The 6283-nt window shown below is 66.2% G+C and carries 8 protein-coding genes; 6 read left to right on the top strand and 2 right to left on the bottom strand.

Features of this window, described 5'->3' with window-relative positions:
* The 5 genes from ELR45_RS40265 to def form a co-directional block, all read left to right on the top strand.
* Window positions 1–486: aminotransferase class V-fold PLP-dependent enzyme (locus ELR45_RS40265; RefSeq protein WP_240759073.1), on the top strand; the 486-nt coding region annotated here is incomplete at its 5' end.
* The gene (gene sufU, locus ELR45_RS02130) at window positions 483–926 is read left to right on the top strand and encodes a Fe-S cluster assembly sulfur transfer protein SufU (protein WP_205855706.1); all 444 of its coding nucleotides are present in this window, start codon (window positions 483–485) and stop codon (window positions 924–926) included. The genes ELR45_RS40265 and sufU, both read left to right, overlap by 4 nt.
* A 201-nt stretch (window positions 927–1127) precedes the next feature.
* Window positions 1128–1445 (top strand): metal-sulfur cluster assembly factor, encoded by a 318-nt coding sequence (locus ELR45_RS02125; RefSeq protein ID WP_129663029.1) that lies wholly within the window; start codon window positions 1128–1130, stop codon window positions 1443–1445.
* A gap of 122 nt (window positions 1446–1567) precedes the next feature.
* Entirely contained in the window at window positions 1568–2179 is a 612-nt protein-coding gene (locus tag ELR45_RS02120; RefSeq protein WP_129663027.1) for an HAD family hydrolase, read from the top strand.
* Window positions 2180–2255: 76 nt separating this feature from the next.
* Window positions 2256–2801, top strand: coding sequence for a peptide deformylase (gene def / locus ELR45_RS02115; protein WP_129663025.1), 546 nt, complete (start codon window positions 2256–2258; stop codon window positions 2799–2801).
* A gap of 44 nt (window positions 2802–2845) precedes the next feature.
* On the opposite strand, the gene ELR45_RS02110 is transcribed toward def, so the two are convergent.
* The gene (locus tag ELR45_RS02110) at window positions 2846–4303 is read right to left on the bottom strand and encodes a uracil-xanthine permease family protein (RefSeq protein ID WP_129663023.1); all 1458 of its coding nucleotides are present in this window, start codon (window positions 4301–4303) and stop codon (window positions 2846–2848) included.
* A gap of 133 nt (window positions 4304–4436) precedes the next feature.
* Entirely contained in the window at window positions 4437–5690 is a 1254-nt protein-coding gene (locus tag ELR45_RS02105) for an MFS transporter (protein WP_129663021.1), read from the bottom strand.
* A 186-nt stretch (window positions 5691–5876) separates the two neighbouring features.
* Here ELR45_RS02105 and ELR45_RS40260 point away from each other — a divergent pair.
* On the top strand, window positions 5877–6283 hold a 407-nt coding region (locus ELR45_RS40260), incomplete at its 3' end, for an AAA family ATPase (RefSeq protein WP_240759072.1).

The raw sequence follows: 6283 nt of genomic DNA, 5'->3' as shown, positions 1-6283 counted from the left end.
CCGTTCCTGGGTGGCGGTGAGATGATCGAGACCGTCGCGATGGAAGGCTCGACGTTCGCGTCGGTTCCGCACAAGTTCGAGGCCGGCACGCCGCCGATCGCCCAGGCTATCGGGCTCGGCGCCGCGGTGGATTACCTCACCGGCATCGGAATGCCGGCGATCCACCAGCATGAGCAGATCATCACGGCGTATGCCCTGGACCGGTTGCGCGACGTCGAGGGCATCACCATCATCGGCCCCGACAGCGTCGTGGACCGCGGAGGAACGATTTCGTTCACCGTGGACGGCGTCCACCCGCACGACGTCGGGCAGGTCCTGGACGAACAGGGCGTGGCGGTCCGGGTCGGGCACCACTGCGCCCGGCCGGTCTGTGTCCGCTATGGAATACCTGCGACCACGCGAGCGTCATTCTTCCTGTACACCACGACCGCGGAGATCAATGCGATGGTGGACGGTATCGAGAAGGTAAAGAGGTTCTTCGGTTGAGCGAGTCCCTATACCAGGAGATCATCCTGGATCACTACAAGCAGCCGCATGGGCGCGGGTTGCGGGAGCCGTTCGACGCCGAGTCGCATCATGTCAATCCCACGTGCGGAGACGAGATCACCGTGCGGGTGTCGTTCGACGGTGCCAAGATCGCCGACGTCTCGTACGACGGTCAGGGTTGCTCTATCAGTCAGGCCTCGGCGAGCGTGCTGCACGAGCTCGTGGCCGGGTCCACCGTCGACGACGCGTTCGCGACAGAGGCCGCTTTCACCCAGCTGATGCAGGGCAAAGGGCAGGTAGAGCCGGACGAGGACGTGTTGGGCGATGGCATCGCCTTCGCCGGCGTGGCGCGCTACCCGGCTAGGGTGAAGTGTGCACTGTTGTCTTGGATGGCGTTCAAGGACGCGGCCGCGCGAGCGCTGGCCGAGGAGGGACGGTGATGGGGGAATTCCGTCCTCGCCCAGCGGTTCGACCTCGCAGAGCCACCCCACAAAGTTCCTCGCTGGCGCTCGGATACTTTGCGGGGACCCCAGCGGGCTCGTCCTCACCGATGCCCGCCACACCATGGACGGATTCCCCCAACACCGCCCCGCTAATCTCCGCGGTCGTCTCGCCGCATTTCCTAAGGAGAGTAAGTAATTATGACGACCACTGTTGACCTAGAGGATCTGAAGGAGGCGCTGCGCGACGTCGTCGACCCCGAGCTGGGAATCAACGTCGTCGACCTGGGCCTGATCTACGGCGTGAGCGTCGATGACGATGGCGTGGCGACCGTGGATATGACGCTGACCAGCGCGGCCTGCCCGCTGACCGATGTCATCGAGGAGCAGGCCAACGCCGCGACCGACGGCTTGGTGAGCGGATTGAAGATCAACTGGGTCTGGATGCCGCCGTGGGGCCCGGAGAAGATCACCGACGACGGACGTGAGCAGCTGCGCGCCCTGGGCTTCAACGTTTGAGCGGCGACGTGACGAGCGAGCGGAGTGGCCGGCGGAGTGAGGAACGAGCGCAGCTGTCCGCGGAGCGAGTGAGGAGCGGAGCGCGAGCAGAAACGCTGAGCGGCGGAGCGCGAGCAGAGGACATGACCCAGGTTCCGACGACGGTCGTCTTCGACCTCGGGGGAGTGCTCGTCGATTGGAACCCGCGTTACCTGTACCGGAAGCTGCTGGCCTCCGACGCGGAGATCGAGCGGTTCCTCGCCGATGTGACGACCCCGAAGTGGAACCTGGAGCAGGACCGGGGCCGGAGCTGGACTGAGGCCGTGGAGAAGCTGACGGCGCAGTTCCCAGAGCATGCCGAGCTGATCGCCGCCTACGACACCCGGTGGGAGGAGATGATCGGCGGCCCCATCGAGGGCACCGTCGACATCCTGCGTGAGCTGAAGGACGACAGGGGTGTCGGTCTATACGCCCTGACCAACTGGTCGGAGGAGAAGTTCGACCTGACCTACCCTCGATTCGAGTGGCTGTCCTGGTTCTCCGGGATTGTGGTGTCGGGAACGGAACGGCTGGTCAAGCCTGACCCGCGCATCTTCCACGTGCTGTTCGATCGGTACGGCATCGATCCGTCGTCGGCGGTGTACATCGACGACAACGAAGCCAACGTGAATGCCTCCCGGGCGCTCGGAATGGTGGGACTGCACTTCACCGACCCAGCCACGCTCCGGACTGAATTGACCCAGATCTTCCGGTGAACGTCGATCGGGTGGCCGAGAAGGACGCGGTCACCTCGTCGCTGATCAACGGAGCAAGCGAGAAAGAAGGTGCCCGATGTCGATCCAGCCGATTCGGCTGTTCGGCGATCCGGTTCTGCGCACCAAGGCCGAACCTGTCGTCACGTTCGACAAGGAGCTGCGCGGGCTGGTGAAAGACCTGACCGACACCATGCTCGAAGCCGGCGGCGTCGGTCTTGCCGCGCCGCAGCTGGGTGTGTCGCTACGGGTGTTCACCTATGACGTCGATGACATCGTCGGGCATCTGATCAACCCGACCCTTGAGCTGTCCGAGGAGGAACAGTTCGGCCCGGAAGGCTGCCTGTCCATCCCCGGGCTCGAGTACGACTGCCGCCGTGCGTTCGGCGTCGTGGCCAAGGGGTTCAACGAGTACGGCGACCCGGTCACGATCGAAGGCACCGAGCTGCTCGCCCGTGCCATCCAGCACGAGACCGACCACCTCGACGGCATCCTGTTCGTCGACCGGTTGGACAGGGAGAGCCGCAAGGCCGCGATGAAGGCGATCCGGGAGGCCGAATGGGCGGGGGAGAAACCGCCGGAGGTCAAGGTCTCTCCGCACGCGATGTTCGGCCGCGCCACCTGACGCGTCGTCCGTTGCGGCTCCTTCCGGTGAATGCCGGATAGCCGTCAGGTGCCCGCCGTTCCGTCGTCGGTGTCGGGCGCCTCGCCGACCGGCCCGCGAGTATCGTCCAGGTGCGTGAGTCCGCGTTCCTCGTCGGTGCCGGGGACGACGTTGTCGAGGATGAGCCCGAAGATCGCGGCCACCGCCATACCGGTACTTCCGACCGTGGTGATCGCGTCGCCGAGCCAGTCCGCCCACGAGATCTCGATGGTGACGTTCTCGAAGTAGGCGGGCACGGACAGACCCATGAACAGGATGAACCCCACGATCAGCAGGTTCCGCTGGCTGCTCATATCGGCCCGGGTCAGGTTGGAGATGCCGATCGATGCGATCAACCCGAACAGCGTGCAGTACAGGCCGCCGACGATCGGAGACGGGATGGTCGCGACGACGGCACCGAACTTGGCAACGAGCCCCAGGACGATGAGGAAACCTGCGGCTATGTAGACGACGCGGCGGCTGGCGACCTTGGTCATCGCGACCAGGCCGACGTTCTCCGTGTAGCTGGTGGAGGCGAAGCCGCCGAAGAGGCCGGTGGCGACGCACCCGGCACCTTCGGCTCCGATACCGCGGCTGATCTGTTTCTCGGTGGGGTCGCCGGCGCCGGCGGCACGGGAGATCACGTGGTAATCGCCGTAGGACTCGATCATCGAGGCGAGATAACCGGCAAGGGTGGCGAGGATGAATCCGGCACTGAACTGCGGCCAGCCCCAGGGCAGGAAGATCCCGCCGTCCTCGATCACCAGGTTGCGGATCCATGGTGCGTCGCCGACCGCGTCGAAGCTGATGTAGGCGGGGTTGGACTCGTCGAGTACACCGATGGCGCTGAAGAACCAGGCGGTGAGGTAGGCGACGAGCACGGCCAGCAGGATGGGGAAGAGTGAGAAGAGCCTGAGCCGTGGCGCCAGGATCAGGACGAAAGTCAGGGCAGCGACGATCGTCAGGGCACCGAACCACCAGTTGCCGCCGGCCATCGGAGCGCCGGACTCGAAGAGCGCCAGCCCGATCAGCGCGATGACCGGCCCGATCACCACCGGGGTGATGAACCTGCGCAGCTTCCCGAACAGCCCGGTGTAACCGAGGACCATCTCGAGGACGGCACCGGCGATGATCGCGCCGGCGATGTACTGCATCGTGACCTCGCCGCCCTGCGCGGCGGTGGCGGCGATGATGGCGAAGAACGGCCCTAGGAAGGCGAACGAGACGCCCTGGATGATCGGGAGCCGAGTGCCGAAGCGTACCTGGATGAACGTGGCGATGCCGGAACAGATCATCACCGAGCTCACCAGGATGGCGAGATCATCCGGCGGCATGTTCATTGCCGGACCGAGGATCAGCGGCACCGCGACGGTGGCGCCGAACATGGTGAGCACGTGCTGGATGCCCAGGCCGAGGCTGGGCAGCGGTTTCGGTACGTCGTCGAGGCCGTAGTTCAGATCGACCGGTCTGACCGGGGAGCTCATGAGCGCCTCCTGACTCGGTTCGAGCACCTGCCCGCGGGAGCCGGCGCCTTGATACCGCTCCGCCGGTGGAGCTTCTGGGTGAAATTACTCGATCATCGGGGGATCAGTCACGTGCTGACGTTCACGAGTTTCGCTACCGCGGTCCTGGCAGATTTCGCCATGGTGGGGACGCGCGCAGGGTGAGAGCGACGACAGCCGTGGCGATCGTGCCGCTCACGCCGGCGACGACGAACGTGACCGGTGCCGACGTGGCATCGAGCAGGAAGCCGCCGGCCACGTAGGACAGCCCGGCGGCGACGCCGATGGAGCCGTAGAGGTTCCCGAACACCCGCCCCAGCATCCCGGAAGGGACGAGCTGGGGCAGGAGGGTGTTGGTGGCGACGTCCATGGCGGCGATACCGACACCGCGCAGCGTCTGTACGACGAAGGCCGCGGCCACCGCCCACGCGACACCGGTCAGCAGGTTTCCGATACTGCTCACCGCGAATCCGATGATGAGCAGTGCCACCATGGACATCCGCGGGCTGTACCTCGCAAGCACCGCGTAACCGGCGAACAGGCCGATGGCGACGGCGGCAAGGAGGACTCCGACGCCGCTGTCACCGGCGTCGAAGGTGTCTTGGGCCAGAACGACGAGGGCCACGTCGTCGATGCCGTTGAACGCGACGACCGCACAGAACCCGAGAACGATGATCCGCACCGGCCGGGTCCTCCAGATGAACCCCAGCCCGGCCTTCGTCTCGGCGAGCAGAGAGGAACGGGCTTCATCACCGTGGCGCGCGGGAGGCAGCCGTGGGATCCCGATCAAGAGCAACGCCGAGAGGAAGAACGTCGCGGCGTCGGCCAGCAGAACACCCTGGACCCCGAGGAACGGAATCATCGCGGCAGCCAGCAGCGGGCCGAGTACCTCGCCGCCGTTGGTGCCGAGCCCGATGGTGGAGTTCGCTGCCGGAAGGTCGTCGCCCGTCACCAGGGTCGCCACGGCGGCTCGCGACGCGGGCATGAACACGTGCCCAGTCACCGCTCTGAGCGCGACCAGCGGTAGCAGCAGTGGAAGTGGTGGCAGCGAGAGCGCGATACCCACCATGAGCGCACCTTGCGCGAGTTCGCACGTGATCATGACGCGCTTGCGGTCGAAGCGGTCGCTGATCGCCCCGGCCAGCGGGCTCACCGCCCCCGGGACGAGATCCCCGGCGACGAGTAGCAAAGAGACCGCGATCGCCTGGCCGGTGGTGTCCGCGACGTGGAGCATGAGCGCGACCAGACTCAGCGAGTCACCGGTGAAGGAGACGATGCGGGCGGCGAACAGGGACCGAAACGGGGCATGGTGCCGCAGCAACGCCCCGGCGCGGCCGTGTGACCGCGGTGTCGTGTTGTGCGTGGGCATGACCGTCCGTCCGGAGTCGATTGGCCGACGGTCGCCCGTATGGACCTTGAAGAGGATGCTTGACGTCGGTGGAGAGCGCAACTTCTTTTACGATGAATCGTCTGGCATGGCATAGCACCGGCGTACGACGCTGCACATCAGCGGGACGCCGGCCCACTCGGCCCAATGAGGGCGTAGCGTTGCTTTATGACGGAGATCCGGGACCCCAGCGGCGAGGGCGGGGTGGCTGAGGACGTCGACGTCGCCGGGCCGGAGGAGCTGGCCGAGCGGCTGGATGCGACGGGTTACCTGGCCGACGACGGGCTCGCCACCGCCGCGTACCTGGCGCTGCGCATGCGCCGGCCATTGTTCATCGAAGGGGAGGCCGGCGTCGGGAAGACGTCGCTGGCGCACGCACTGTCGACGGCGTTGGGCGCGCCGCTGATCCGGTTGCAGTGCTATGAAGGCGTCGACGCCGCCCAGGCCCTGTACGACTGGGACTTCCCTCGCCAGCTGTTGCATCTGCGGGCGGCCGAGGCGGCCGGCGTCACCGATGTCGACAGGCTCGAGCACGAGCTGTATGACCGCCGGTTCTTGCTGGCCAGGCCGCTGCT

The organism is Phytoactinopolyspora endophytica (genome assembly GCF_004138495.1).
Taxonomy (GTDB): domain Bacteria; phylum Actinomycetota; class Actinomycetes; order Jiangellales; family Jiangellaceae; genus Phytoactinopolyspora; species Phytoactinopolyspora endophytica.
Note: the sequence above shows the minus strand (reverse complement) of the source record. Positions and strands in the feature narration are given on the sequence as shown.